Origin of the sequence: Rhodococcus sp. BP-349, from assembly GCF_019835845.1 — a bacterium.
GTDB lineage: Bacteria > Actinomycetota > Actinomycetes > Mycobacteriales > Mycobacteriaceae > Rhodococcoides.
The window spans coordinates 1,854,984-1,881,734 of record NZ_JABUDR010000001.1; the positions used below are offsets into that span (position 1 = coordinate 1,854,984).

A 26,751-nucleotide genomic window follows, 5' to 3' on the forward strand; every position below is an offset into this window, starting at 1 on the left:
ACGGAGGCCGGCGCGGGACATGTTCCGGCGCAGCATCCCGGTGGTCGCCGTCGTGCTGGTGATCGTCGTCGCCGTGGTCCTGGTGCTCGCCGACCGGTGGCGTCGCGGCGCGTTCGTCTTCGGTGTCGCGACCCTGATCGCCGCGGCGTGCCGACTGTGCCTCGGCAGCGAACGCGTCGGGATCCTGGCCGTACGGTCGCGCGCGTTCGACACCTTCTCCTTGGCAGCCGTGGGCAGCGCGGTGGTGTGGCTCGCCGTCTCGATCGATCCGCTCGGAACGGACTAGCCCTCGCGCGAGCGGGTCACCCGCAACGTCAACGGGACGAAGATCGCGAGGATCAGCAGCGAGACGATCACCGAGTACAGCATCGGGTGTGTCGACGCCCAGTTGATCGGTTCGCGGATCGCGACGGACGGTGCAGTGGGATTGCCGAAGGACTCGCGTGTCGATCGCGCCACCGAGGTGATCGGATTCCACTGTGCGACAGCCCGGAGCGGACCCGGCAGCGTCGAGGACGGCACGAACGCGGACGAGATGAACGTGATCGGGAACAGAATGATCATGAGCGCGCTCTGGGCGCTCTCCGCCGTGCTGGCGACGGAACCGACCACGGCGCCGATCCACGACATGGCGAAGCCGAAGAACATCAGCAGCAGTACCGCGCCCAGCGCGTCGAGAGCGCTCCCGCGGATACGCCACCCGACGGCGTAACCGGCGCCGATCATCACGGCGATACTGATCACCGACACGAGCATGTCGGAGAGGGTGCGCCCCAGCACGATGGACAGGCGTGACATCGGCAAGGAGTGGAACCTGTCGACGATGCCCTCCTTGCTGTCCGTCGCGAGGCCGATGGCCGTGAACGCGGCACTGAACACGACGGTCTGCGTGAAGATGCCACCCATCAGGAACTCGCGATAGGTGGCACCACCCAGTGCTCCGCCGAAGACGTAGCTGAACAGCAGGACGAACATCAGGGGCTGGATCGTCGCCCCGAGCAACAACTGTGGGACCCGGAGAATGGTCAGCAGGTTGCGCTGCGTCATGGTCACGCAGTCGACGAGGAAGCTGGAGAAGTTCTGCTCCCGCACCGCGCGACCCGCGACCGTCGGCGCGGTCACGCGTTCGCCGTCGAGAGGGTCGGTGACGAGTTGCCGGTCGACTGGAAGAAGACGTCGTCGAGATCGGGCACGTTCACCCGCGCGTCGCCGACGCGGATGCCGGTGCCGTGCAGGCGACTCAGCACGTCGACCATGGATTCGCTGCCCCACGGTGCGTCCACGGTGAACCACCCGGCGGACGCGGAGGCGCGGTGCACGCGGAAGTTCATCCGCGGAAGCAGATCCGCTGCAAGGCGCAGGTCACGAGGGTCGGCGAGGCGCACCTCGACCGACGGCGGACGGACGCGCGACTTCAGATCGGACGGGGTGCCCCTGGCCACGACGACACCGCCGTCGACGACGACGATCGCGTCGGCCAGTCTGTCGGCCTCTTCGAGGTACTGGGTGGTGAGCAACACAGCCGTTCCGTCCGCCTTGAGGTCGGTCACGATGTCCCACATGTCGTTTCGGCTGCGGGGATCGAGACCGGTGGTGGGTTCGTCCAACACGATGAGCGGTGGCCGAGCCACCAGTGCGCCGGCCAGGTCGAGTCGGCGTCGCATTCCACCGGAGAACGTGGACACCGAACGCGTTCCGGTGTCGTCGAGCCGGAACCGGGTGAGCAGCTCCCGTGCCCGCGCGCGTGCGTCATGTCCGCTGAGGCCGTAGAGCCGTCCGAGCATCCGCAGATTCTCGTAGCCGGTGAGCCTGCCGTCGACAGCGGCGTACTGGCCGGACAGCCCGATGAGCCCGCGCACGGTACGGGGGTCCCGCACGGCGTCCACTCCTGCCACGTGTACGGAACCCGACGTGGGTCGGATGAGCGTCGCGACGATCCGCACGGTGGTGGTCTTACCCGCGCCGTTGGGGCCCAGCACCGCGGTGACCTGTCCGGCGGCGGCCGTGAGGTCGACGCCGTCGAGGGCGCGGTGGGTGTTGCGTCGTCCCGTGTAGTCCTTGACCAGAGATCGGACGTCGACGGCGAGGGTCGCTCCTCCGGAGAGTCCGGCGGTCACCGGACACCGGCGAGCAGCGCCGGACGCACGCCGCCGAGGCGGCGTGCGACGACGGCCAGCGCCTCGGGCGTACCCATCGCGTTGTGCGGGACGTCGACGGGGTAGTCGGTGATCGACCCGGCGATGTGGCGGCGCCATGCCCACGGTGTGAGGGTGGGATCGGAATCCACGGTCGCGGAGAAGAAGTGGAGATCACCCGAGAAGCGTTCCGGGGTGTGGTCGTGACCGAGGTCGACGAACAGCCGATAGCGCTCGTACAGACGTCGCATCTGACCCTCGTCGAGGTGAGCTGTCGGTCCGCCCGCGGCTCGAATCATGGCGATGGCCTCGTCGAGGTCGATGTCGTCGTCGACGGTCACCTCGAGGGGAAGGAATTCGCGCATCAGTGACGCCACCGACATCTCGGTCCGCGGGTGACCGCTGTCCGCGAGGGGATACGCGTCCATGACGAACAGTTCGACCTCGTCGCCGAGCTTCTCGATCTCCACTGCCATCGCATGGGCGATGAGTCCGCCGAGAGACCACCCGAGGAGTCGGTACGGTCCCGCGGGGAACTGGGCGCGCACGGTGTTGACGTAGTCGCGCGCGATCTCCGAGACCGACGCCGGCTCGGGTGCGGGGATGCCGATACCGCGGGCTTGCAGACCCAGCACCGGGATCGACGGGTCGAGGTGCGGCAGGAGTCCGGTGTAGCTCCAGGAGAGCCCGATGGCCGGATGCACACAGATGAGGGGAGTCACACCCTCGTCGCCGGCGCGCAGCGGCAGCACCGAGTCGGTGCTGGTGCGGCGGACCGGCGGCCTCGGGGTGCGGGCCGACGGCTCGGCCACCGGTGGGGGCGCTGCGTGTGACCCTGCCTTGGAGGTGGACCCGTTGGTGGTGGACCCGTTGGTGCCGGAGCCGTTGGTGCCGGAGCCGTTCGAGGAGGAGCCGTTCGCGTGGCTGCCGCCGTCGCCTCGGGCGCCGTGGTTGTCGTCGAGCATGATCAGCTCCTGTAAGCGAGCGGACAACGCAGCCGGGGTGGCTGCGTCGAAGAACCAGGTGACGTCGACGGAGTCGGGATCGACGTCGGTATCGCCGTCGGACTGGACGCGCTCGCGCAGCACGTCCATGACCCGCACCGCGGCGAGGGAGTTCCCGCCGAGGGCGAAGAAATCGTCGTCCGGGCCGACGGTGTCGAGGCCGAGCACGTCGGCGAAGACGCCCCGCACGGTGTCGAGCAGCGAGCGAGCGGGCGCGATCGCCGTGGCGGTGGTCGTACGGGCGGGAGCGGTGCTCAGGTGATGCGGGGCCAACGGTTCCAGCCGGCCCAGGGGAATGAGCAGTGCGCGTCGGTCGACCTTGCCGTGCGCGGTGCGCGGCAACGACGCGTGCACGGTGACCGTCGCGGGCACGAGGGCGCGAGGGAGCTTCTCGGCGGCGAAACTGCGCAGGGCCGCGGAGTCGACGGTGCCGCGGACGGTGACGTGTGCCGCGAGCGCCGCGCCGACCGAGTTCTCCTCGACGACGACGGCCACCGATGTCACCGCGGGGTGTGCGGCCAGCACGGCCTCCACCTCGGCGGGTTCGATGCGGACACCGCGGATCTTCCTCTGGGTGTCCGATCGGCCCGTCATCTCGACCATGCCGTCGGAAGCGACTCGCACCAGGTCGCCCGTGCGGTACGTCCTGCCGCCCGGCCGACCCGACGGGTCGGCCACGAAGCGTGCCGCCGTGAGCCCCGGGCGCCCCGGATAACCTTGTGCCACTCCGGGTCCGGAGACGTACAGCTCACCCACGTCGCCGTCGGCGACCTCCGTGAGCCTCGTGTCGAGCACGCGCAGGGCGGTCCCGGGCACGGCGAGCCCGATGTGGGGTGCGCGGCCGGCGCGCTGGACGCCCATCGTCGCCGCCACCGTGGTCTCGCTGGGGCCGTAGGCGTTGATCATGCGGCGCCCCGGTGCCCAGGCCTCGAGAAGTGCCGCCGGAAGCGCCTCGCCGCCCGTGCCCACCGACCGCACGCCGGACACGGTGTGCGGATCCAGGGTGGCCAACGCCGCGGGAGTCAGGAACAGCACGTCCACGTGCTCACGCTCGAGAAGACTTTCGAGCGCCCTGCCGGCGTACGCGGCGGGCGGCGCGACCACGGACGTCGATCCGCGGATCACCGTCAGCAGCATCTCGAGAATCGCCGCGTCGAATCCCGGGGAGGCCGCGTGCAGGACGCGAGAGGTCCGGTCGGTGTCGAAGGCCGTTCCGAGGGCGACGGCGAGACTCTCGAGTCCGCGGTGAGTGACACCCACGGGTTTCGGGCGTCCGGTCGTTCCCGAGGTGTAGACGAGGTAGGCGACGTCGTCCAGGCTGCGCCGAAGCGTCCCCGGTGGTGGTGCGGCGGGTGCGGAGGTGTGGTCGACATCGCCGTCCGCGGTGAGGGTCCACCACCGGGCCGCGTCCGGCGCGACCACGGGATCCGAGGCTGTACGCAACGCCAGTATGGGTGTCGCGTCCCCGAGGATGTACCTCAGACGTTCCTCGGGGTAGGTCGGATCGAGAGGCAGTATCGTCGCGCCGGTTCTCGCGACGGCCCAGAACGCCGTCACCGAGGTCGCGGACCGGCTCATCGCGAGCGCCACGGTGCGTCCGGGCCCGGCGCCGGCCGCGCGGAGTCGGTCGGCGAGAACGTCTGCGGCGGTGAGGAGTTCACGATAGGTGTGAGTGCCCTCGGGGGCGACCACGGCGAGACGCTCCGGGGAGTCACTCGCCACCCGCTCGAGGAGGGCGTCGAGGAACTCCGTCTCGGACGGGAGGCGGGACGGGCCCGTGAGGCTCGCGATCGACAGTGCGGGATCGGACGTGGCGCGGTCCAGGGTGTCCACCACTGCGTCGGCCAGATGACGAGCGGTGCTGGGCAGGAACAGGTCTCGCGCATACGTGACCGACACGTCGGCGCCCCCGTCGGTCCGTGCGCGAACGGTCACGACGAGATCGAACGCGGATCTCTCGACGGGCAGGCGAAGTGCGGAGACGGTGCGTCCGCCGAGATCGAGGTGTAGCGGCGGTGCCGCGTGGACCGACAGCATGATCTGCACGATCGGGTGGCGTGCCGGATGGCGTTCGGGCTGCAGGGTCGACACCAGCGTCTCGAACGGGACCGCTGCATGGTCGAGCGCGGCGAGATCGCGATCCCGCACCAGGTCGACGGTCTCCTCGAAGGTGGATGCCAAGGACACCGACGCACGCAACGCGAGAGTGTTCACGGCCATGCCGACCATCGACTCGGCTCCGGCGCGGTCCGCGTACGGGGTGCCGACGACGATGTCCGCCGTTCCCAGCAGTGGGTCGATTCCGGGGGTGTGTGCGGCGAGCACCGCGGCCAGCGCGGCGTGCACCACCATGAACTCGGTGCCGCGGCGATCAGTGGCGTAGGCGAGCACGCGGGAGCGGACCTGCGGGCTCAGGACCGCGTCGACGACGTCGGCGCGGCCGGTGGGTCGGTCGGGACGCGGGCTGTCCAGTGGGACCGGGTGCACGGGGGGAGCGCCGTCCAACGCCGACCGCCAGAAGTCGACGGCACGGGTGTGGTCCGCGCTTCCCACCGAGAGTGCCAGCGCCAGGGAGTGATCGATGTACTGCACCGGCTCCGTGGGCCACACCGGTGCGACACCGGTGCGCCGAGCCTCGTAGGCCAGCAGCAGATCGGTGGTCAGCGGTGTCACCGATTCGCCGTCTGCGGCGATGTGATGGACCGCTACGCCGACGACGTGGGTGTGCTCCGACAAGCGCACCACGACGGCGCGGACGGGAGCCTCGGTGGCGAGATCGAAGCGTCGACGGGCCAGCTCGTCGAGCGCCGCCTGCACTCGGGGGGACGAGGGATCGAGATCGTCTCCGGACGGTGTCACCAGATGGACGGTGACGGGGGCGGCGTCGAGGACCACCTGCACCGGTTCGCCCGCGACCGTGGGGTACACGGTGCGCAGCGATTCGTGTCGCGCGATCACGTCGTTCACGGCCGCACCGACGGCGTCGACGTCGAGCGCGCCCTCCACGAGGAGGCCGGCCACGATCGTGTACGCCGTGGCGGTGCTCGCCACCTTCGACGAGAACCACATCGACAGCTGCGCGGGTGACAGCGGGACGGGATCGGGCCGCGCCGCTCTCGCCGTCGAGGCCGACGCCCGGGGTGCGTCGAGATCTGCGGTCACGTCGGCGAAGTCGGGAAGTTCGGCGAGCTCGGCGACGGTGGGCCGGTCGAAGATGGTGCGTACGGCCACGGGTACACCGGTGACCTCGGTGAGGCGTGCGGCGTACCGCGTCGCGGTCAGCGAGGTCCCGCCGAGCGCGAAGAAGTCCGCTGTCACACCGACGCGCTCGAGACCCAGGACCTGCGCGAGCACACCCGCGACGGCCACCTCTGCGGGGGTGACGGGTGCGCGGTCGTCGTCGTCGACGAGGACCGAGGGAACCGGCAGCGCGGCTCGGTCGAGCTTGCCCACCGGTGTCAGTGGGAACGCGTCGAGGACGACGATCGAGGTGGGCACCATGTGGCGGGGAAGTCGAGTGCGGGCGAGACGCAGCAGCTCGCTCGACCGCAGCTGATCCGACACCGGGCCGGCCGAGTCGGCGACGACGGGGTGGACGAACGACACGAGCAGGGTCTCGCCGGTGGGTCCGGGCGTCGTCAGCGTGACGGCTCCACCGACACCCGGTGCCGACCCGAGCACGGCGTCGATCTCACCGAGCTCGATCCGTAGACCACGGATCTTGACCTGGAAGTCGCTGCGACCGGTGATGCGGACGACCGGTTCGCTGCTGTCGGGTTCCGCTGCGAAGGTCCACCGTGCCAGGTCGCCGGTGCGGTAGGTCCGGCTTCCCGGCGGGCCGAAGGGATCGGCGACGAAGCGCGTCGCCGTGAGGCCCGGCCGGTCGAGGTAGCCCCGTGCGAGTTGTACTCCGGCGAGGTGCAGTTCACCCTCCACTCCGGGCAGGACCGGTCGCAGCGAGGTGTCGAGCACGGTCGCCCGCATCCCGGCGACGGGGCGCCCGAGCCCGACGTCGTCGCCCTCGTGCAGCGTCCTGGCGTGCGTGCAGATCGCGGTCTCGGTGGGCCCGTAGATGTTGATCACGGCGCGTCCGGGCGCGACCGAGTCGAGCAGATCCGAGCCGAAGTTCTCGCCGCCGACGCCGAGGGCGGACAGCAACACCGGGTCGCCGGGGGCGAGTTCGTCGGCGGACAGAGTCGACAGGACGGACGGGGTGAGGAAGCAGTGAGTCACGTCGTGGCGGCGCAGCAGCGTCGCCAGTTCCGTGCCGCCCACGACTCCCGGTGGCACGACGACCAGCGTTCCACCGGATCCGAGGGCGAGGCCGAGTTCGAGCATCGAGGCATCGAAACTGGGGGAGGCGAACGCGAGCACGCGGGCGTTCGGGTCCGCCCCGTAGGCACGTACCAGCTCGCTCGTGATGTTCGCGTAGCCCTGGCGGGTGACCTGGACACCCTTGGGGCGCCCCGTCGTTCCCGAGGTGTAGGTGACGTAGGCCGCGCAACCGAGTGGGATCTGCCAGTCGCCGTCGTCGGGACACGCAGGGACGTTCTCCTCGGCGAGCAACGAGTCCGTCGTGGACCACAGGAAGCCGTCACTGGGGACGTCGGCGGGATCGGAGCACACGGCGTGCAGGGTCTTGCTGTCGCGCACCATGAACGAGCGACGATCCGCCGGGTAGTCGGGATCGACGGGCACGATCGCGCCGCCGGCCCGAGAGACGGCGAGAATGGCGGCCACCGAGTCGGTGGAACGTCGCAGCAGGCCGATGACGCGTGTGTCGGCGGAGACTCCGTTGTCCACCAGGCGCGCCGCACCGCGGGCGACGAGCGTCTCGAGCTCCGCGTAGGTGGTCCGGCGTTCGCCCTCGATGACGGCCACCGCATCCGGCGTGGCCGCGGCGTGCTGCGCCAGGAGAGAGTCGAGCGCGGAGGTCGACTCCACCGACCGCACTCTCGCACGTTCGCGCATCGGCACGGTCGCCACGCGTTCGGACGCCAGCAGGACGTCGATGTCGGAGAGGAGCGCGTCGGGCTCGGCGGAGATCGCGTCGAGCACGGCCAGGAGTCGATCGAGCATCGCGCGGGCGGTGCGCTCGTCGAAGAGGTCGGTGGCATAGGTGAGATCGATGCTCGACCGAGGGCCGGTGTGCCCCGGGGACTCGTCGAGCACCAGCTCGAGGTCGTACTTGGCTCGCGCGACGTCGATCCCCTGGGCGGTCACCCGAGCATCGCCCACCGTGCCCGACGTGTCCGGCGTGCTCCGGGTGGTGAGCATGACGTCGAACAGCGGGTGTCGGCCAGGGGTGCGCGGTGGGTCGAGGAGGTCGACGAGGGTGTCGAAAGGCATGTCCGCGTGCGCCATCGCGTCCAGATCGGCTGCCCGCACGGCGTCCAGATGGTCGGCGACGGTCGCAGCGCCGTCGACCACGGTGCGCAGCACCACGGAGTTGACGAACATGCCGACGACTCCGTCGAGGTCCGGGTGATCACGCCCGGCGACGGCGGTACCGATGGTGACGTCGTCGCCTGCTCCCGACCGACTCAGGACCAGGACGAGAGCGGCGTGCACGATCATGAAGTGGGACAGTCCGACTCGGCGGGCGAGGGCGTCGACGTGCACTCCACGGTCGCCGTCCAGGACGACGGACACCGTCGCGCCGTGTCCGGACGGCTCCGCGCGACGCGGACGATCGGCACCCGGGGTGGGGACGTCCGGAAGATCGGCGAGCGTGGTCGTCCACCAGGTGGCGGACGCCGACAGGGCCGACTCGGGGTCGTCCGCCGACCCCAGTGCCAGCCGCTTCCATTCGGAGGCGTCGGCGTACTGCACGGGCAACGGAGGCCACGTCGGAGCATGGCCCTCGAGCCGCGCGGAGTACGCGACGACGAGATCGGTGGCCAGCACGCCGAGCGACCACCCGTCGACACACACGTGGTGGAGAACGAGAGCCAGGACGTGATCGGTCGCGTGCCCGGACGTACCCGCGACGCGGACGATGCGGGCGCGCAGAGGCAGATCGACTGCGAGGTCGAAGGGGCGGGAGGCGACGTCCGCCAGCGTGGGGAGGACGTCGTCCGAGTCCGGAGCGTCGAGCACGTCGACATCGAACAGGGCTGTGGCGGTGTCGATGTCCAGGACGCGCTGCACGGGGCCGTCGACGAGGTCGTCGCGGTCGAAGAGCGTACGCAGGCTCTCGTGACGATCCAGGACGTCGAGGAGCGCGGTCCGCGCGGCCTCGACCGAGAACGAGCCGGTGACGCGCAGGGCGAGCGGCACGTGGTAGGTGGCCGACGGCCGGTACTGCTCGATCCACCACATGCTGCGCTGGGACGGCGACGCGGGAATCGGTGCGGACCGGTCGACGGGAGCGGGCCCACTCCGGTCACCGGTCGACGGAGCGCCGTCGTCGAGGTGCAGTGCCAGCGCTTCGACCACGGGGTGCCGGAACACCTCGCGGACGCCGAGGGCATGGCCCCCGACCGCCGAGATGCGCGCGGCGACTCTCGTGGCGAGGAGGGAGTTGCCGCCCAGTTCGAAGAAGTCGTCCGTGGCGGCCACGTCGTCCAGCCCGAGGACGTCGGCGAGGACGCTCGCCACCAGGAGTTCGTTGTCCGATTCCGGAGCGCGCGCGGGACGACTCTCGCGGGCGCGCGGTTCGGGCAGGCGTCGTCGATCGATCTTCCCGTTGGGCGTCAGCGGCATCTCGTCGAGGATCGTGAGCCGATTCGGCACCATGTAGTGGGGGAGCAGCAGGGCGAGATCGTCGAGCAGCGTCTCGGCGACGGCTCCTGCATGCGTCATGCGTACATAACCCTCGAGTGTCCGGAGGGTGCCGTCGCCGCGCACCACCACGGCGGCGTCCGCGACGTCGGAGAGCGCGCGCAGCGCCTCCTCGATCTCGCCGAGCTCGATGCGGAACCCGCGCACCTTCACCTGGCTGTCCTTGCGTCCCAGGTAGACGAGGGTGCCGCGGGAGGTCCACTTCACCAGATCGCCTGTGCGATAGAGCCTGTCCGAGTGTCCGAAGGGATCGGCGACGAAGCGCTCGGAGGTGAGGGCGGTGCGGCCGAGGTACCCGCGAGCGATGCCGGTACCGCCGAGGTAGAGCTCTCCCACACATCCCGGCGGCGTCAGGGCGAGAGAGCTGTCGAGGACGAAGGCGCGGATGCCCGGGAAGGGTGAACCCAGTTCCACCTCGTGCTCGGCGACCAGTGGACCGAACGTCACGGCCACCGTGCTCTCCGTGGGGCCGTACACGTTGACCATCCGGCGTCCGGGCGCCCACTCGTCGACCAGGGCGGCCGGAACGACGTCCCCGCCGACTCCGATGGCACGTGGACCCGCGCCTGGCGGCACGGGAACGGTGGCGAGGGCGGAGGGCGTGATGAAGCCGGCGTCGATGCGCTGGGCATCGAGCACCCGGGCCAGTTCCTCGCCGCCGTGCACGTCGGTCGGCACGACGACCAGCGTGCCGCCGGACCCGAAGGCGAGGACCATCTCCAGCACCGACGCATCGAAACCCGGTGAGACGAAGTGCATCACGCGTGCGCCGCGAGGCAGGCGATGCGCCGACACGGCGGCGTAGGTCATCGCGGCGAAGCCCCGGTGCGTCACCGCGACACCCTTCGGCGTTCCGGTGCTGCCGGAGGTGTAGATGACGTAGGCGAGGTCGTCCGGTCCGGGGCGACGCGCTCCCACGAGACCCGCGCCGGCGAGAGACGCCCTGTCCTCGTCGACCAGCACCCATTCGACCTGTGAGGGAAGTGACGACACCAGAGCGCTGGTGGTGAGACCGACCAGTGCGCCGCTGTCCTCGACGATCGTGCTGATCCGGTCGGACGGCAGAGCGGGATCGACCGGCACGTACGCGCCGCCCGCCTTGGCGATGGACCAGGCGGAGGTGACGGACGCGTGCGAGCGAGGAAGAGCGGACACGACCATGATGTCCGGACCGATACCGAGGTCGAGCAGCTCCCGTGCGAGTTCGTCCGAGCGACGGTCGAGTTCGGCGTAGGAGAGTACGACGTCGCCGTCGACGACGGCGGGTACCTCTTCACCCAGCACCAGTCCGTGCGTGAGGATGTCGGCGAACGTCGCGAACGGCGGCACCAGAGGATCGAGTGCCGGGAGGATGGCGGCGCGGTCCTCGTCGGTCACGAGGGACAGCGCACGCAGCGGGGTGTCGACGTCGGCCTCGGCGAAATCGACGAGGAAGCGGGCGAATCGTTCGCTGTGCACGACCAGTTCGTCCGCCGTGTACAGGGCGGGGTTGCCCTCGAGGTCCACCCGCAGGCGACCCGTGGTGGTGCTCTCGTGCACCGTCACGGCCATGTCTGCGGTCGGTCCGGAGGTCAGCAACTCGAGGTCCGCGGGGATGTCGCCCAGCAGAACGCGTTCGCCGAACATCATGAGGTTGATCGTGGGACCGAGGGTGATACCGGGAACGCCGAGCAGATGTGCGATCTCGGAGGCGGGAAGCAACTGGTGACGGAGTGATTCGCTGACGCGGTGCCCGACCTCGCGGACGACCGAGCCGATGTCGACGCCGCCGCCGCAGTGCGCGGGGACGGGTACGGCGTTGGCGACCATGGAGGCCGATTCGCGCATCCACGACGTCACGCGCGCGGCCATCGGCATCGTCAACACGACGTCGGGGGTGTCGGTGACGCGTGCCAGGAACGCCGCGAACGCGGCGGCGACGACGACGGCGACGGTGGATCCGTGTCGCTCCGCTGCGTCGTGCACGATCCGATCGGCGGCGGTGCCGAGCAGGGTGTCGCAACGGTGGTTGAACGCGGACGGTGGTGCGACGCGACCCGACACCGAGACAGGGTCGCCGAGCACGTCGCGCAGACCGGCCCAGTGCGCTCGGTCGCGCTCGTATCGCGACGAGGCTCGGTATCGCGCCTCCGCGTCCGCGAAGGCGCGTGGATGCCGCGCTCGCGACGGAGGCGGATCCTCACCGCGCACCAGCGCGGTGTAGATCTCGGCAGTGCGGGCAGCGGCGACCGACGCCCCGTAGCCGTCGATGGCCACGTGATGACCGCGGGCGTACCAGTAGTGGTGATCCTCGGCCAGAGTGATGACGGCGGTGTAGCCCAACGCGTCGCGATACATGTCGAGGGGTCGGGTGAACTCCGTCATGATCTCCGCGGCGGCCTCCTCGGGGAACTCGTCGTCGCTGACGTCGATGCGATCGAGGTCGATGTCGAGGAGCGAGAGGTCGAGCCGCTGGCGGAGCGCGTCGGAGTCGACGCGCTCGTCCTCGGAATCACCGGTGACGAGTCGAGTGAGCATGGAGCCGGTGTCGAGGGTGGCGAGGCGCATGGCCTGCTCGAGAAGATCGACGTCGAGGGGACCGCGGATGTCCATGTAGTGCGCGACGGCGAAGGTGACCTCGGGGTCGAGTTCCTGCAGCAACCACATGTCGCGCTGGGCCCGGGTGAGGTCGAAGACCTCCGTGTAGTCGTCCGGTCCCGCGCCCGCGCCCGGGTGATCGTCCGACATGCTGTTCCCCCGGCTCGCTCGCATCCCCACGGTGGGCCCTTCGGCCACCGCAGCGTCGAGCGCTGCGGTGCAGACCACACGATGTCGAACACTAACAAACCAGAAACTTGATTTCCCTTGTCCTCGAGGACTTCAGATTTCTTTGTGAGACGTGCCAAGCATGAGGGAAGGAGAGGTTCAGTCCTTCGCCGCGAGCGCGTCCGAGGCCATCGCCATGGTGGCCACCAGCATCGTGGACACCGCGTCGGGTTCGGTGAGGAAGCCGTCGTGGCCGTCACGCGAGGAGATGATGCGCAACCCGTCGCACCCCGGGATCAGATCGGCGATCTCCTGCTGCTGCCGCAACGGGTACAGCCGATCGGAGTCGACGCCGCCCACGATGGTCGGCGTGTGCACCGACCCCAGGGCCGCTTCGAGTCCGCCTCGCCCGCGACCCACGTCGTGCCGGTTCATGGCCTCGGACAGCAACACGTAGGTGGCTGCGTCGAATCGGTCGACGAGTTTGGTGGCCTGATGTTCGAGGTAGCTCGCGATCGCGTAGCGCCCACCGTTCAGGGGGTCCTCGCCGACCTGGGGCTCGTTGCCGAACCGGGCGTCCAGCTCGTGCTCGGTGCGATAGGTGAGGTGCGCGATGCGCCGAGCGACGGCGAGTCCGGATCGCGGTGCGCGGCCGGAGGCGTGGTAGTCGCCGCCCTGCCAGTCGGGGTCACCGGTGATGGCGGCGATCTGCGTGGTCTGGGTGCCGATCTGATCGGCGGACGCACGTGCGCCGACGGCGAGCACCAGTGCCGACGCGACGCGGTCCGGGTACGAGACCAGCCACTCGAGGGTGCGCATGCCACCCATGGATCCACCCACGACGGCCGCGAAGCGATCGATGCCGAGGGTGTCGGCGACCATGCGTTCCGCCGTCACCTGGTCGCGGATGGAGATGGCGGGGAAACGCGATCCCCAGGCGACACCGTCCGGGTCGAGCGATGCGGGCCCGGTGGTGCCCCGGCATCCGCCGAGCACGTTCGTCGCCACCACGCACCAGCGATCGGTGTCGAGGGGCGCGCCGGGACCCACCATGCCCGTCCACCACCCGGGCGACGGGTGATCCGGCCCGGCCGGCCCGGTGACGTGCGAGTCGCCGGTCAGCGCGTGCTGGACGAGAACCACGTTGTCGCGATCGGGCGAGACCTCGCCCCACCGCTGCACGGCGACCGTCGCGTCGGGAACCACGCGTCCGCTCTCGAGGGGAACGTCGCCGATGTGCACGGTGCCCACCTGCCCGTCCGCCGGCGGAAATGCCGACGGACGGGCGGGCGAGTGGAGATCGAGTGTCAAGATGCGGCCCGGAAACCCTTCTCCAGATCGGCCAGGATGTCGTCGATTCCCTCGATACCGACTGCGAGGCGTACCAGGCCCGGAGTGACTCCGGAGGCCAGCTGCTCCTCGGGCGTCAACTGAGAATGCGTCGTCGACGCGGGATGGATCACCAGTGAACGCACGTCCCCGATATTAGCGACATGGCTGTGCAGCTCCAGCGCATCCACGAAACGCTTGCCCGCGTCGACACCGCCCGCGAGTTCGAACGCCACGATGGCACCCGCTCCGCGCGGAGCGAGTTCCTGTCCGCGCTCGTACCACGGGGAGGACGGCAACCCGGCGTAGTTCACGCTCGTCACCTCCTCGCGCTGCTCGAGGAACTGTGCGACCGCCGTCGCGTTCTGCACGTGTCGCTCGAGGCGCAGGGACAGCGTCTCGATGCCCTGGCCGATGAGGAAAGCGTTGAACGGGGAGACCGCCGCGCCGATGTCGCGCAGCAGCTGCACACGGGCCTTGAGTGCGAAGGCCGGAGCGCCGAGATCGGCGAACACCACACCGTGGTAGCTGGGATCGGGGGTGGTGAAGTTGGTGAAGCGACCCTGCGTCCAGTCGAAGCCGCCGCCGTCGACGATGACGCCGGCGATCGCGGTGCCGTGGCCGCCGAGGTACTTGGTGGCCGAGTGCACGACGATGTCCGCACCGTGCTTCAGCGGCTGGATCAGGTACGGCGTCGCCACGGTGTTGTCGACGATCAACGGGATGCCGTGGCGGTGCGCCACGTCGGACACTCCGCGGATGTCGAAGATGTCGTTCTTCGGGTTGGAGATGGTCTCACCGTAGAACGCCTTCGTCTCGGGGCGGACGGCCTTCTCCCACTGGTCGAGGTCGTCCGGATCGTCGACGAACGACACGGTGATGCCCAGCTTGGGCAGCGTGTAGTGGAAGAGGTTGTACGTGCCGCCGTACAGGCGGGGGCTGGAGACGACGTGGTCGCCGGTCTCGGCGATGTTCAGGATCGCCAGCGTCTCGGCTGCCTGGCCGGACGAGACGAGCAGTGCGGCGACGCCGCCCTCGAGCGATGCGATGCGCTGCTCGACGACGTCCTGCGTGGGGTTCATGATGCGGGTGTAGATGTTGCCCGGCTCGGCGAGCCCGAACAGCGCGGCGGCGTGGTCGGTGTTGTCGAACGTGTAGGACGTCGTCTGGTAGATCGGCAGGGCGCGCGCGTGGGTGGTGACGTCGGGAACCTGTCCGACGTGCACCTGCCGCGTCTCGAAGCTCCAGTTCAGTGCCGGATCCTCGACGGGTGCTCCGGCTGCGTCGACGACGTCGCCCTCGGTGGCACCGGTGTCGGAAGTGTGATCGGTCATGGGTGTCGTGCTCCTCGTGGGGGTGGTGCTCGAGTGGAGTGCTCGAGTGGGATCCACGTCGGCAGCCGCCACGCCCGCAGCACGAGAGGCACCTCACCGTGTGCAGAGCGCAGTAGGCGAGCCGATCTTCGTGGAGAGAAGGGTCGGGGCCTATCGCCGGCTACAACACAGTCGGTGGGAGAACATGGGTACCTCCGAGATCGTCGTTCGGTGGGCCCGAGGAGACGGGCCCGCGCTTGCTCCCGGCCCGTGCGGGCCGAGTAACCCGGTCATCACCCGGGGCACCCCACCGCGGTTGGAGGGTTGCCGGCCAGCAAGCCGGGGCTCGATGCTGGCACTCATGACCTTGGCCGGAATGGTAGCGGGTCGGGTGTCGACGGCACGAGGGTGGCCGAACTCACGATCGTTCGATTGGCGAATGATTCTGCCGGCGGTCACACTGGTGAGGTGATCGGGCGCCTCTCGGGGCGCCCGTCGTCGTTGACCACCCGAGCGCTTCTGAATCGATCATGAACGAACGATGACGGGCGCGGATCCGAAAGTGAGCTCGTGACACCCCCCTCCGTCGCGTTCGACGTCCTTCCCGCTGCTGCCGCGGACCCCGCGGCTGATCGGCTGCGGGTGCGCCGGCGACGCGTCGCGATGCTGGCGCTCGCGCTCGGCGGTTTCGGCATCGGCACCACGGAGTTCGTCTCGATGGGCCTGCTCCCGGAGATGGCGACCACTATGGGGGTGTCCGAGCCCAGCGCCGGCCACCTCATCTCCGCCTACGCCGTCGGTGTCGTGGTGGGTGCGCCCGTCATCGCCGCGCTCGCGGCGCGGGTGCCGCGGCGGACGTTGCTTCTCGCCCTCATGGTGGCGTTCACTCTCGGCAACCTCGGCACGGTGTTCGCGCCCAGCTTTCACGAGCTGATGGCTTCCCGCTTCGTCGCCGGCCTGCCGCACGGCGCGTACTTCGGTGTGGCAGCGCTGGTGGCCGCCCACCTCGCCGATCCCGGTGCGCGTGCCAAGTCGGTGGCCATGGTGATGATGGGACTGTCCGTCGCCAATGTCGTCGGTGTGCCGGCGGCCACGTGGATCGGCCAGGCGTTCGGCTGGCGCAGCGCGTTCGGCATCGTCGCCGTCATCGGTGCCCTCACCGTCACCGCCCTCGCGATGTGGCTGCCGCGACTGGACTCGATGCCCACGACGAACCCGCGGACCGAACTGGGTGCCTTCCGGCGCACGCAGGTCTGGATGACCCTCTTCGTCGGCATGGTGGGCTTCGGCGGCATGTTCGCCGTCTACACCTACATCGCCACGACGCTGACGGACGTGGCCGGGCTCGCCAAGGCCGCGGTGCCCCTTGCGCTGATGATCTACGGCCTCGGCATGGTGGTCGGCAACATGGCCGGTGGATGGATCGCGGACCGCATGCTGATCCCCGGGCTCTTCCTGGCGATGACGTCCGTCGCGGTGAGCCTGGCGGTGTTCGTCGCCGCAGCGCACAACCCGGTGACCGCTCTGATCGTCGTATTCCTCATCGCCGCTTCGGGATCCGCCATCGTGCCCGGACTGCAGACGCGACTCATGGACGTGGCCGCCGATGCGCAGACCCTCGCCGCCTCGCTCAATCACGCGGCGTTCAACTTCGCGAACGCGCTGGGGGCTGCCCTCGGCGGCGCCGTCATCGCCGCGGGCTTCGGCTACACGGCGCCGGCCGTGGTGGGTGCCGGTCTCGCGATCGCCGGCATCGCCGTCCTGGCCACGTCGGTGGCGATGCAGCGTCGCACCGACGCTCGTCTCGTCGCCTGACGGTTCTGTCCGCGCTGTCGGATACGGTGCTTCGGTGTCTCACACCATCACGTCGGTCAACGTCAACGGAGTGCGCGCCGCGGTGCGCAAGGGCATGCTCGAGTGGCTCGAGCAGTCCGCGGCAGACATCGTCTGCCTGCAGGAGACGCGGGCGACGGACGAGGAGCTGCTCGCATGCCTCGCTCCTGCGTTGGGCGAGGGCTGGCATCTCGTGTCCGCCGAGCCGTCCGCGAAGGGCCGCAACGGTGTCGCCATCCTGTCGCGCACTCCTGCGGACAGCGCCGTCGTCGGGTTCGGGAGCGACGAGTTCGACGACGCGGGGCGCTGGATCGAGGCCCGCTTCCCGGCCGTCGGAGCAGATCCGGCCGTCACCGTCGCCAGTCTCTACCTGCCGTCCGGTGAGGTGGGCACCGAGAAGCAGGACTCCAAGGAACGGTTCATGGCCGCGTTCGAGCACCGTCTCGCGGCGCTCGCGTGCTCGGGCGAGCATCACGTGGTCAGCGGCGACTGGAACATCGCGCACACTGAACGGGATCTGAAGAACTGGAAGGGCAACCGCACCAAGTCCGGCTTCCTGGCGAGCGAGCGCGCCTGGCTCGACGCTCTCGTCGGTGAGTCGGGAGCGTGGGTCGACGTGGTGCGAGCGCTCCACCCGGACGTCGACGGGCCCTACAGCTGGTGGTCCTACCGCGGCAAGGCCTTCGACAACGACGCCGGGTGGCGCATCGACTATCAGATGGCCACCCGGGACTTCGCGGATCGCGCGAAGGATGCCGTGGTCGAGCGGGCCGACTCCTACGACCAGCGATGGTCCGACCACGCGCCGGTCACCGTCGTCTACCGCTGACCGGTCGGCTCACAACGCCGCGGCCAGCCGGTGGTACGCCGCGTTCCAGCGCAACGTGCGTTGGAAGTCCCGGGTGGTGGTGCCCTCCTCGATCGTGAGCAGCTCCACCGCGATCATGTCCGAGAATGCCTCCAGCACCGGCAGATCGAGTGCGGTGCTCAGCACCGTGTGATGCGGTGCGCCGGCCGTGAGCCACGACTCCGCCGACACCGACAGCGAGGGCTGCGGCTTCCACACGGCGCAGGCCACCGGCAGTGAGGGCAGCGCCTCGTCGGGCTCGACCACCTCGATGACGTTGGCGGTGAGGCGGAACCGTTCGCCGACGTCGGAGATGCCCACGACGATGCCGGCGCCGGGATCCGCCGTGAAGCGCAGTCGTACGGGATCCTCGCGCCCGCCGATCGACAACGGATGGATCTCGAGAGTCGGGGTCGCCGTGGTGATGGACGGGCACACCTCGAGCATGTGCGCGCCCAGGATCTTCTCCTCGCCGGGCACGAGGTGGTAGGTGTAGTCCTCCATGAACGACGTGCCGCCGGGCTGCCCGATGGCCATGGTCTTCATGGCGCGCAACAACATCGAGGTCTTCCAGTCGCCCTCGCCGCCGAAGCCCCACCCGTCGGCCATCAGCCTCTGGACCGCGAGTCCGGGGAGCTGTCGCAGTCCGCCGAGGTCCTCGAAGTTCGTGGTGAAGGCGCCGAATCCGCCCTCGGTCAGGAATTGCCGCATTCCCGCCTCGACCCGTGCGCCGTAGCGCAGCGACTCGTGTCGATCGCCGCCCGGCCGCAACGCGGACGCGACGTCGTAGGTCTCGACGTACTCGTCGACCAGGGCGGACACCGCGGCCTCGTCCACCGCGGAGACGACCTCGACGAGATCGTTGACACCGTAGGTGTTCACCGAGACACCGAACCGCAGCTGAGCCTCCACCTTGTCGCCCTCGGTGACGGCCACGTCGCGCATGTTGTCGCCGAAGCGCGCCAGCCGGAGCGACCGCATGTCGGCGCGACCGCGCGCCGCACACGTCCACTGTTCGACGCGCCGGACGACGGCGGGATCGTCGACGTGTCCGGCGACGGTGGTCCGCAGCACGCCGACGCGGGACTGTATGTGACCGAACTCCCGGTCGCCGTGCGCGGCCTGGTTGAGGTTCATGAACTCCATGTCGATGGTCGACCACGGCAGTGACATCCCGGCCTGGGTGTGCAGATGCAGGAGGGGCACGTCGAGGGCGTCGAGGCCGGCGATCCACATCTTGGCGGGGGAGAAGGTGTGCATCCAGGTGATCACCCCGATGCAGTCGTCGGTCGTGTTGGCCTCGCGCATCCGGTTCAGGATGGACGACGCGTCGAGGAGCACCGGCTTCCAGACCACCGTCACACCCAGTGCGTCGTCGAGCTTCTCGGCGATCGTGCGGGACTGCACCGCCACCTGCTCGAGAGTCTCGGGGCCGTACAGACTCTGGCTGCCCGTGAGGAACCAGACCTCGGGTCGGGCGACACCGGACGGTGCGGGCGAGGGGGACGGGGCGGACCTGGTTTCGACGACGGACATGGGAACCTCCTGGTCACCGCAGAGGCGGTGGAACGAGTGCGGGTGAAGACGGGTGCGGAGCGAGTGGTGCTGCGGCGGTTCAGCGTTGGCCGTACACGTTCTGGTAGCGGTCGTGCAGCGCGTCGACAGCGTCCGGCGGGATGGGCAGAGGCCGGCCGAGCTGGTGTGCGAGATGCACCGACCGTGCGACGTCCTCGCACATCACCGCGGCCTTGACGGCGGACCGCGCCGTCGGGCCCACCGCGAAGACGCCGTGGTTCTGCATCAGCACGGCGGGCGACCTGCTGCCACGCAGCGTGTCGACGATGCCGCGTCCGATCGAGTCGTCACCGATCGCGGCGAACGGTCCGACGGGGATGTCGCCGCCGAACTCGTCGGCGCACATCGTGGTGACCACCGGGATCGGCTCGCCGCGGGCGGCCCACGCCACCGCGTAGGGCGAGTGGGTGTGCACCACCGCGCCGACGTGATCGAGATGTCGGTAGACGTAGGCCTGGGCCGCGGTGTCGGAGGACGGGGCGTGATCGCCCTCGACCACGGTGCCGTGCAGATCGCACAGCACCATGTTCTCCGGAGTGAGGTCGTCGTAGGCGACGCCGCTCGGCTTGATCACGAAGAGGTCGTGGCCGGGGACCCGAGCGGAGACGTTGCCGGCGGTCCACACCACCAGCCCGTACCGCACCAGTTCGGCGTGCAGCGCGCACACCTCGGCGCGGACCGCCTCCACGGTGCCGCGAGCGCTGTCGAGAACGGTCATCGCCCCGCCGCCTTCCGGTCGAGCACGTCTCCGCGGAGGGCCCGCAGGTCGCGCATGGTGGACACCTGACGTCCGAAGTGGTCGTGAAGATCGGAGTAGATGTGGAACAGGGCGTCGTAGGCCTGCGACCGGCTCTCGTCGGGTTGATACGCGCCGCGGTGCACGCGTCCCATCGCCTTCGAGGCCACGGGCACGTCGGCGTAGCAGCCGGCCGCGACTGCCGCGTGGATCGCCGATCCCAGTGCCGGACCCTGGTCGGACCCGATGACCGAGAGCGGCATGCGCAGCACGTCGGCGTAGATCTGCATCAGCAGTGGGTTCTTCGCCAGTCCGCCGGCGACGACGAACTCCTCGACCGGAACACCGCTGGCGCGGAAGGTCTCGACGATGACCCGCGTGCCGAAGGCCGTGGCCTCGAGCAGTGCCCGATAGATGTCCTCGGGCCTGGTGGCGAGAGTCGTACCCAGCAACAGTCCCGACAGCCGGTGGTCGACCAGGACGGATCGGTTGCCGCTGTGCCAGTCGAGGGCCACCAACCCGTGTTCGCCGACCTCCTGCTCGGACGCCAGCCGGGTCAGATACTCGTGGACCGACTCGCCGGCCTCGGCGGCGGCGTCGCGGTAGTCGGCAGGAACCCCGGTGCGCGTGAACCATCCGAAGATGTCGCCGACTCCGGACTGCCCGGCCTCGTACCCGTAGGACCCCGCGACGATGCCGCCGTCGACGACGCCGCACATTCCCGGGACCTCCCGCAGCACGTCGGCGCTCATGACGTGACAGGTGGAGGTGCCCATGATCGCCACCATGCGACCGGGTTCCACGGCGCGGGCCGCCGGCGCCGTGACGTGCGCGTCGACGTTGCCGACGGCCACGGCGATTCCCTCGGGCAGTCCGGTCCACGCAGCGGCCTCGGCGGTCAGAGACCCTGCACGAGAACCCAGTTCGCCGATCGGCTGGTCGAGCTTATCGGTGACGAACGCGGCGAACCCGGGTGCCAGGGCGCTGAGGAACTCGGCCGACGGGTACTCGCCGTCCTGGAGAATGCCCTTGTATCCCGCCGTGCAGGCGTTGCGGACGTAGCGTCCGCACAGCTGCCAGACGATCCAGTCCGCCGCCTCGACCCACCGCTCCATGGCGTCGTAGACCTCGGGGTCCTCCTCGTGGATCTGCAACGCCTTGGCGAACTCCCACTCGGACGAGATCAGTCCGCCGTAGCGGGGGAGCCACGTCTCGCCGCGCTCCGCGGCGAGGGCGTTGATGCGATCGGCCTGGCCCTGTGCCGCATGGTGTTTCCACAGCTTCACGTAGGCGTGCGGCCGATCGGCGAACTGCGTGACCTCGTCGAGCGGGGTGCCGTCGGCGAGTGTGGGCACCATCGTGCACGCCGTGAAGTCTGTCCCGATGCCGACCACTCGGTCGGGCGGGACACCGGCATCGCGCAGGGCGGCCGGGACGGCGGTGCGGAGCACGTCGCGGTAGTCGTCGGGAACCTGGAGTGCCCAGGCGTCGCCGAGCCGCACGGAGCCGCCGGGCAGCGCAGACTCCAGGACTCCGTGTCGGTACTCGTGCACGGCCGTGCCGAGCTCGGCGCCGTCGGAGACCCGCACGACGACGGCCCGTCCGGACAGTGTGCCGAAGTCGACTCCGATGGTGTAGGTCTCGGGATCGGTCGTTGTCATGGCTGTTCTCCTGTGACTCGGGTGGTACTCGCGCGCACGACGAGTTCCGGCGCGATCTGCGTCTCGGGACCGGCGGTCCCGTCGATCGCCGCTCGCAGGATCTCGATGGCGCGTCGGCCCACCTCGGTGAAGTTCTGTCGGATCGTCGTCAGCGGAGGGATGAGATAGGCGGCTTCGGGGATGTCGTCGAAGCCCACGACGCTCACGTCCTCCGGCACCCGACGGCCGTGCTCGTGGAACGCACGCAGCAGGCCCAGAGCCATCTGATCGTTGGCGCAGAACACCGCCGTGACGTCGGGATCGGCCGCCAGCCGGGAGCCGCGCTCGAACCCACTGCGCGCGGACCAGTCACCACGGAGCGGAGGGGTCCACGGCAGCCCCGCCTCTTCGAGGACCTCCCGCCACCCCTGTTCGCGCGCGCGAGCCTCCGCCCAACCCAGCGGACCCGCGAGGTGTGCGATGCGTCGATGTCCGGAATCGACGAGGTGACGGGTGGCGAGGCGGGCGCCGCCGACCTGGTCGATGCCGACCGTCCAGCGCGAGGTCAGCGGATCGCCCTCCACGACGACGACGGGCACCACCGCCTCCTCGGAACGCGCCGCGGCCACCGCGTCGTCGGTCGCGGCGATGAGGACGATGCCCTCGACACCCTGGTCGTGCAGGTGGTGCATCGCGTCGACGAGCTCGTTGCGCGAGAGGGTCGTGAGACTGACGGCGCTGACCGAGAAACCGGCCTCGCGGGCGGCGCTCTGAACGGTGCGATGTGTGGCGCTCGGGCCCCAGAACCCGAGCTTGGAGCCGATGATGCCGATGGTGGCCGACCGCTTCGTCACCAGGGCGCGGGCGGCCCGGTTGGGCCGGTACCCGAGCTGGTCGATGGCACGCTGGACCCGTTCCCGAGTCTCCGGGCGAAGGTTGTTCTGTCCGTTGATGACTCGGGAGACCGTCTGATGAGAAACGCCGGCGAGGCGGGCGACGTCGGCCATGACGGGAGGTCGACCGTCCGTCCCGGTCGTGGTGGTCATGCTCGCCTCGGACGGAAGCGGGCCCGGGGCACCGTGGTCAGACGCTGAGCGATGACGAAGACGAGCAGCAGTGTTCCGACCGTGATCCGGGTCCACCACGAACTCAGGGTCCCGTCGAACGCGATGAACGTCTGGATGGCACCGAGGATGAGGACACCGACGACCGAGCCGAGGACGTAGCCTCGGCCACCCGTGAGCAGCGTTCCACCGATGACGACGGCGGCGATCGCGTCGAGCTCCATGCCGACCGCGTGCAGGCTGTACCCCGACAGGGCGTAGAAGGCGAACAGGAGTCCGCCGAGCGCGGCGCAGAAACCGCTGATCGAGTAGACACCCACCTTCACCGCCGCCACGCGCAGTCCCATCAGCACGGCCGACGCCTCGTTGCCGCCGATGCCGTAGACCGACCTGCCGAAACGGGTGCAGGCGAGGACGTAGGCCGCCACCGCGACGGTCACGAGTGCGATGACGACGCTCCACGTGATGGTGTAACCGCCCGGGAGCTCGATCACGGCGAACGCGATGGAGCTGAACGTCTCGTCGGTGATGGGGATGGACTCGACGCCGATCATGTAGCAGAGACCACGAGCGAGGAACATGCCGGCGAGCGTGGCGACGAACGGCTGGATCTGGAGGTAGTGCACCAACACGCCCATCGTGGTGCCGAGCAGCGTGCCGCACAGCAGCACGGTGGCGATGACGAGGACGGGGGACCAACCGAGTTGCAGTGTGCGCGCGGCGATCATGGTCGACAGCGCCACGACGGAGCCGACCGAGAGATCGATGCCGCCGGTCAGGATGACGAAGGTCATGCCCACCGCGAGGACGATCAGGAACGCGTTGTCGACGAACAGGGAGAGGAACAGCTGCGGGTCGGCGAAGCCGGGGTAGCGCATCTCGCCGACGCCGAACAGGCCGACGAGCAACGCGAAGGTGGCGATGACCGGCAGGAACCTGCTCGGCGGCGAATAGCGTCGGATGCGGTCCCAGCGGGACGGCGCGGTGGAGGTGGCCGGGGGGCGTGTCAGCAGATCGGTCATGACCGGGCCGCCTTTCGAGTCGTCGGTCTCCTGTGTCGAAGGCCCAGAAGTGACGCTCGGGCACGCGGTGACTGCAGGAGGCAGACGACGATGACGACCAGAGCCTTGAAGAGGTAGTTGGCCTCGGAGGGGATGCCGAGATTAGGGATGGTGCGGGTCAGGGTGCCGATGAGCAGCGCACCGACCACGGTGCCGGCGAGCGAGAAGCGTCCGCCCGTGAGTGCCGTGCCGCCGATCACCACGGCGAGGATCGCGTCGAGCTCGATCCACAGACCGAGGCTGTTGGCGTTCACCGAGTTGGTGTTGGCGGCGATGATGAGACCGGCGATGCCGGAGCATGTCGCCGCGAAGACGTAGACGGTCCACACGATCGTGCGGGCGCTCACTCCCGCGAGGCGACTGGCCTCGGGATTGATGCCGACCGCTTCGACGAGCATGCCGAGAGCGGTACGGCGGGTCAGCAGGGCGGTCACCACGACGACGGCGAGCGCGATCAGCAGTGCCACGGGGAGTCCGAGGACGATCCCCGAGGCGAGCGAGCTGAAGGCCCCGTCCTGCACGGTGGTGATCTGACCGTCCGTGATGAGCATGGCCAGGCCGCGGCCGGCCACCATGAGGACCAGGGTCGCGATGATCGGCTGAATCCCGAACACCGACACCAACAGTCCGTTCCACAGTCCCAGCAGCACGCTGGCTCCCAGTGCCCACACGACGGCCATGACGACGGTGGTGACGGCGCCCTCGTCCGGGGCGGCCGCGATACGCGTGCAGGCCACGGCCGCCGCGATGACGGCGACGGCGCCGACCGACAGGTCGATGCCGCGGGTCGCGACCACGAGCGTCATGCCCACCGCGACGAGGATGAGCGGCGCGGAGTTCCGCGCGATGTCGACGACGTTGCCGAACAGGCCGCCGTTCTCGATCCTGATGTCGAGGAAGTCCGGTGTCGCGACGACGTTGACGACGATCAGCGCGATCAGGGCGAGCAGCGGCCAGACGACCGGGTGCGACATCCATCCCGGGTTCCGGCGACCGGCCGGGGCGTCGGACGCCGGCCGTGGCGGGGGAGTCGACGTCGGTCGTACTCCCAGAGTGTCGGTCATGCCTCGGAACTCCTGTCGTCTGCGCGGGTTCCCGCCGCGATGGTCGCGAGGACGTCGTCGACGGAGACTCCGCGGTTGACGCGCTCGTCGATCAGGTGGTGATCGCGCATCACGACGACGCGGTCGCTGAGGCGCAGGATCTCCTCGAGCTCGGCCGAGATGAACACGACCGACATCCCGCGTTCGGCGAGATCGGCCACAAGAGCCTGGATCTGCGCCTTGGCGCCGATGTCGATTCCCCGGGTGGGCTCGTCCAGGATCAGGATCTCCGGTTCCGTGACGAGCCAGCGTGCGAGCAGCACTTTCTGTTGGTTGCCGCCGGAGAGGTTGCGCATCAACGCGTTCGGGTCCGCGGGACGGATGTCGAGTGCAGTGATGTACTTCTCCACCAGGGCGGTGCGGGTGGCGCGGGGGATCGGGCGCATCCACCCACGAGTGGCCTGGAGCGCGAGCATCATGTTGTCGGCCACCGTCAGGTCGCCCACGACGCCGTCCGCCTTGCGGTCCTCGCTGGTGAGCGCGACCCGTCGATCGACCGCGTTGCGTGGTGTGCGGAAGCGTCGACGGGTGGAGTGGATCTCGATGGTGCCGGAATCTGCGCGGTCCGCCCCGCCGAGCAACCTCGCCAGTTCGGTGCGGCCCGATCCCAGCAGCCCCGCGACGCCGACGACCTGCCCGGCGTACAGCCGGAGATCCGTCGCCTCGAGGGCGCCCTTGCGGCCGAGGCCGAGCACCTCCATGACGGGTTCGGTGGTGGGATCGACCACCGTGGGCTCGCGGTCGTCCAACTCGCGCAGGGTGTCGAGTTCCCGGCCGATCATCAGTTCCACCAGGGTCAGTTGCGGGGTGTCCGCCACCGACCGCTCCTCCACCAGGCGTCCGTTGCGCAGGATCGTCATGCGATCCGAGATGCGATAGACCTGGTCGAGGAAGTGGGAGACGAAGACGACGGCCGTACCCGCGTCCCGCAGCCGCTCGATGACCCCGTACAGGGTCTCCACCTCGTCCTTGTCGAGGCTGGAGGTGGGCTCGTCGAGGATGAGCACGCGGGCGTCGACGTCCACCGCACGAGCGATCGCGATCAGCTGCTGCACGGCGATGGGGTGATCGCCGAGCACCGACGCGGGATCGACCGCGAGACCCAGTCGATCGAGCGTCGCACGTGCGCGGCGGTTCATCGCCCGGGTGTCGATACCGCCCACGGCGTCGAGAACGGTGCGCACCGCGCCGCCGGTGCTGCCGAGCAGTCGGTCGAGCCGCCGCGGCTCGCGCCCGAGCAGCATGTTCTCGGCCACGGTGAGGTTGGGCAGGAGGTTGACCTCCTGGTACACCGTGCTGATGCCGGCAGCCTGAGCGGCCGCCGGACTCGCGAACTCGTGCACGGTCCCGTCGACGGTGACAGTGCCGCTGTCGATCGGGTAGACGCCGGTGAGCGCCTTGATCAACGTCGACTTGCCGGCACCGTTCTCGCCCATCAGCGAGTGGACCTCGCCCGGGTAGAGCCGCAAGGAGACGCCGTCGAGGGCACGGACGGCGCCGAAGGTGATGGAGATGTCCGTCATCTCCACGATCGGGTCCGTCGCCGTCGTGGTCGGCGGGGGGACGATCATCTCGGTGCTCAT

The 26,751-nt window shown here is 69.6% G+C and carries 15 protein-coding genes and 1 riboswitch; of the genes, 3 read left to right on the plus strand and 12 right to left on the minus strand.

Annotated elements, in window-relative coordinates:
• Nucleotides 1–19: 19 nt before the first annotated feature.
• A complete protein-coding gene (locus HQ325_RS08855; protein WP_222628594.1) occupies nucleotides 20–286 on the plus strand; it encodes a DUF3017 domain-containing protein in 267 nt (88 codons plus the stop codon).
• Here HQ325_RS08855 and HQ325_RS08860 read toward each other — a convergent pair.
• The 5 genes from HQ325_RS08860 to HQ325_RS08880 form a co-directional block, all read right to left on the minus strand.
• Entirely contained in the window at nucleotides 283–1,122 is an 840-nt protein-coding gene (locus HQ325_RS08860; protein WP_308014319.1) for an ABC transporter permease, read from the minus strand. The two genes, HQ325_RS08855 and HQ325_RS08860, sit on opposite strands and share 4 nt — an antisense overlap.
• Nucleotides 1,119–2,117, minus strand: coding sequence for an ATP-binding cassette domain-containing protein (locus HQ325_RS08865; protein ID WP_222629230.1), 999 nt, complete (start codon nucleotides 2,115–2,117; stop codon nucleotides 1,119–1,121). The genes HQ325_RS08860 and HQ325_RS08865 overlap by 4 nt, the downstream gene beginning before the upstream one ends.
• Nucleotides 2,114–12,649: a non-ribosomal peptide synthetase gene (locus tag HQ325_RS08870; protein ID WP_222628126.1), complete on the minus strand. Its 10,536-nt coding sequence runs from the start codon at nucleotides 12,647–12,649 to the stop codon at nucleotides 2,114–2,116. The genes HQ325_RS08865 and HQ325_RS08870 overlap by 4 nt, the downstream gene beginning before the upstream one ends.
• Before the next feature lie 177 nt (nucleotides 12,650–12,826).
• Entirely contained in the window at nucleotides 12,827–13,918 is a 1,092-nt protein-coding gene (locus HQ325_RS08875) for a homoserine O-acetyltransferase (protein ID WP_222628128.1), read from the minus strand.
• Nucleotides 13,919–13,974: 56 nt separating this feature from the next.
• Nucleotides 13,975–15,330, minus strand: coding sequence for a bifunctional o-acetylhomoserine/o-acetylserine sulfhydrylase (locus HQ325_RS08880; protein ID WP_081821014.1), 1,356 nt, complete (start codon nucleotides 15,328–15,330; stop codon nucleotides 13,975–13,977).
• Nucleotides 15,331–15,557: 227 nt separating this feature from the next.
• Nucleotides 15,558–15,676, minus strand: a riboswitch (SAM riboswitch).
• A 296-nt stretch (nucleotides 15,677–15,972) separates the two neighbouring features.
• Between HQ325_RS08880 and HQ325_RS08885 the strand changes: the two genes are divergently transcribed.
• Complete coding sequence (locus HQ325_RS08885) at nucleotides 15,973–17,124, plus strand: MFS transporter (protein ID WP_222629128.1); 1,152 nt, start codon at nucleotides 15,973–15,975, stop codon at nucleotides 17,122–17,124.
• Between the two features lie 94 nt (nucleotides 17,125–17,218).
• Nucleotides 17,219–17,971: an exodeoxyribonuclease III gene (locus HQ325_RS08890; RefSeq protein ID WP_261778087.1), complete on the plus strand. Its 753-nt coding sequence runs from the start codon at nucleotides 17,219–17,221 to the stop codon at nucleotides 17,969–17,971.
• Nucleotides 17,972–17,980: 9 nt separating this feature from the next.
• Here HQ325_RS08890 and araA read toward each other — a convergent pair whose 3' ends face one another.
• From araA to HQ325_RS08925, 7 genes are all read right to left on the minus strand, one after another.
• Nucleotides 17,981–19,525 (minus strand): L-arabinose isomerase, encoded by a 1,545-nt coding sequence (gene araA / locus HQ325_RS08895; protein ID WP_222628131.1) that lies wholly within the window; start codon nucleotides 19,523–19,525, stop codon nucleotides 17,981–17,983.
• A gap of 79 nt (nucleotides 19,526–19,604) precedes the next feature.
• Nucleotides 19,605–20,282, minus strand: a complete 678-nt coding sequence (locus HQ325_RS08900; protein WP_222628134.1) for an L-ribulose-5-phosphate 4-epimerase — start codon at nucleotides 20,280–20,282, stop codon at nucleotides 19,605–19,607.
• Entirely contained in the window at nucleotides 20,279–21,961 is a 1,683-nt protein-coding gene (gene araB / locus HQ325_RS08905; protein ID WP_222628136.1) for a ribulokinase, read from the minus strand. The genes HQ325_RS08900 and araB overlap by 4 nt, the downstream gene beginning before the upstream one ends.
• Nucleotides 21,958–22,986, minus strand: coding sequence for a LacI family DNA-binding transcriptional regulator (locus HQ325_RS08910; protein ID WP_222628138.1), 1,029 nt, complete (start codon nucleotides 22,984–22,986; stop codon nucleotides 21,958–21,960). The genes araB and HQ325_RS08910 overlap by 4 nt, the downstream gene beginning before the upstream one ends.
• Complete coding sequence (yjfF, locus tag HQ325_RS08915; RefSeq protein WP_222628140.1) at nucleotides 22,983–24,026, minus strand: galactofuranose ABC transporter, permease protein YjfF; 1,044 nt, start codon at nucleotides 24,024–24,026, stop codon at nucleotides 22,983–22,985. Before yjfF ends, HQ325_RS08910 begins: the two co-directional genes overlap by 4 nt.
• Nucleotides 24,023–25,129 carry an ABC transporter permease gene (locus HQ325_RS08920; protein ID WP_261777765.1) on the minus strand — a complete coding sequence of 369 codons (1,107 nt, stop codon included), beginning with the start codon at nucleotides 25,127–25,129 and terminating at the stop codon, nucleotides 24,023–24,025. The genes yjfF and HQ325_RS08920 overlap by 4 nt, the downstream gene beginning before the upstream one ends.
• Nucleotides 25,126–26,751 (minus strand): sugar ABC transporter ATP-binding protein, encoded by a 1,626-nt coding sequence (locus tag HQ325_RS08925; protein ID WP_261777766.1) that lies wholly within the window; start codon nucleotides 26,749–26,751, stop codon nucleotides 25,126–25,128. The genes HQ325_RS08920 and HQ325_RS08925 overlap by 4 nt, the downstream gene beginning before the upstream one ends.

What these genes read in the sequence shown, in the direction of transcription:
- araB (WP_222628136.1), bottom strand. Translation starts at nt 21,961, where the DNA reads ATGACAACGACCGATCCCGAGACCTACACCATCGGAGTCGACTTCGGC.
- HQ325_RS08870 (WP_222628126.1), bottom strand. Translation starts at nt 12,649, where the DNA reads ATGTCGGACGATCACCCGGGCGCGGGCGCGGGACCGGACGACTACACG.
- HQ325_RS08925 (WP_261777766.1), bottom strand. Translation starts at nt 26,751, where the DNA reads ATGAGCACCGAGATGATCGTCCCCCCGCCGACCACGACGGCGACGGAC.
- yjfF (WP_222628140.1), bottom strand. Translation starts at nt 24,026, where the DNA reads ATGACCGATCTGCTGACACGCCCCCCGGCCACCTCCACCGCGCCGTCC.
- araA (WP_222628131.1), bottom strand. Translation starts at nt 19,525, where the DNA reads ATGTCCGTCGTCGAAACCAGGTCCGCCCCGTCCCCCTCGCCCGCACCG.
- HQ325_RS08885 (WP_222629128.1), top strand. Translation starts at nt 15,973, where the DNA reads ATGCTGGCGCTCGCGCTCGGCGGTTTCGGCATCGGCACCACGGAGTTC.
- HQ325_RS08910 (WP_222628138.1), bottom strand. Translation starts at nt 22,986, where the DNA reads ATGACCACCACGACCGGGACGGACGGTCGACCTCCCGTCATGGCCGAC.
- HQ325_RS08900 (WP_222628134.1), bottom strand. Translation starts at nt 20,282, where the DNA reads ATGACCGTTCTCGACAGCGCTCGCGGCACCGTGGAGGCGGTCCGCGCC.
- HQ325_RS08920 (WP_261777765.1), bottom strand. Translation starts at nt 25,129, where the DNA reads ATGACCGACACTCTGGGAGTACGACCGACGTCGACTCCCCCGCCACGG.
- HQ325_RS08855 (WP_222628594.1), top strand. Translation starts at nt 20, where the DNA reads ATGTTCCGGCGCAGCATCCCGGTGGTCGCCGTCGTGCTGGTGATCGTC.
- HQ325_RS08880 (WP_081821014.1), bottom strand. Translation starts at nt 15,330, where the DNA reads ATGACCGATCACACTTCCGACACCGGTGCCACCGAGGGCGACGTCGTC.
- HQ325_RS08890 (WP_261778087.1), top strand. Translation starts at nt 17,219, where the DNA reads ATGCTCGAGTGGCTCGAGCAGTCCGCGGCAGACATCGTCTGCCTGCAG.